Here is a 1,540-nt window from a genome sequence, read left to right as displayed (position 1 = left end):
CAAGGACCGGATGCCGGTCTTCGACGTCCCCGCGGGCCACACCGATGCCTCTTGGCTGCGTCATCAGGTGGCCGAGGGCCTCAAGTGGCGGTTCCCCGAAGGCGTCCCGGACGGCTACGAGGAACGCTGCGACTACGAACTCGGCGTCATCGAGGGCAAGGGCTTCCCGTCCTACTTCCTCATCACCGCCGACCTCATCCAGCACGCGCGGGAGGTCGGCATCCTGGTCGGCCCCGGCCGCGGGTCGGCGGCGGGCGCGCTCGTCGCGTACGCGCTCGGCATCACGAACCTCGACCCGATCCCGCAGAAGCTGCTGTTCGAGCGGTTCCTGAACCCGGAGCGCATGTCGATGCCCGATATCGACATCGACTTCGACGACCGCCGCCGCGGCGAGATGATCCGGTACGCCACCGACAAGTACGGCGCGGACCGGGTCGCGCAGGTGATCACCTTCGGCACGATTAAGACCAAGGCGGCGATCAAGGACTCCGCCCGCGTGCACTTCGGCCAGCCCGGCTACTCGATCGCGGACCGGATTTCGAAGGCGCTGCCGCCGCCGATCATGGCGAAGGACATTCCGCTGTCGGGCATCGTCGACTCGAAGCACGAGCGCTACGCCGAGGCGGCCGAGGTCCGCACCCTGGTCGAGACCGACGAAGAGTGCAAGACGATCTTCGACACCGCCCGCGGCCTGGAGGGCCTGATCCGCAACGCGGGCGTGCACGCCTGCGCGGTGATCATGTCGAGCGAACCGCTCACCGACGCGATCCCGGTGTGGCAGCGCGACGACGGTTCGATCATCACCGGCTGGGACTACCCGTCGTGCGAGGCCATCGGCCTGCTGAAGATGGACTTCCTGGGCCTGCGCAACCTGACTGTCATCGGCGACGCGCTGGAGAACATCAAGGCCAACCGCGGCGAGGAGATCGACCTCGACCGGCTCGGCTTCGACGACCCCGAGGCGTACAAGCTCCTCGGCCGGGGCGACACGCTCGGCGTGTTCCAGCTCGACGGCGGCGCGATGCGCGACCTGCTGCGGCGCATGCAGCCGACCGGGTTCGAGGACATCATCGCGGTCCTCGCGCTGTACCGCCCCGGTCCGATGGGCATGAACGCGCACAACGACTACGCCGACCGCAAGAACAACCGGCAGCAGATCAAACCCATCCACCCGCAGCTGGAGGAACCGCTGCGGGAGATCCTGTCCGAGACCTACGGCCTGATCGTCTACCAAGAGCAGATCATGCAGATCGCCCAGAAGGTCGCGGGCTACACGATGGGCCGAGCGGACACGCTCCGCCGCGCGATGGGCAAGAAGAAGAAGGAAGTCCTGGAGAAGGAGTACGAGGGCTTCGAAGAAGGCATGAAGTCCAGTCCGCTCGTCGAGGGCGGCTTCTCGCCGGAAGCGGTCAAGGCGCTGTGGGACACGATTCTCCCGTTCGCCGGGTACGCGTTCAACAAGTCGCACGCCGCCGCGTACGGCCTGATCGCGTACTGGACGGCGTATCTGAAGGCGAACTACACCGCGGAGTACATGGCC

General features: G+C 66.8%; 1 protein-coding gene. It reads left to right on the top strand.

Features of this window, described 5'->3' with window-relative positions; translation table 11 throughout:
- Positions 1-1,540: DNA polymerase III subunit alpha (dnaE, locus tag A4R44_RS45120; RefSeq protein WP_157905179.1), on the top strand; the 1,540-nt coding region annotated here is incomplete at both ends.

The sequence above is a fragment of the Amycolatopsis sp. M39 genome, assembly GCF_001651785.1.
Lineage (GTDB): Bacteria > Actinomycetota > Actinomycetes > Mycobacteriales > Pseudonocardiaceae > Amycolatopsis > Amycolatopsis rubida.
The sequence above is the reverse complement of the archived record's forward strand: the minus strand, read 5'-3'. Positions and strand labels throughout refer to the sequence as shown.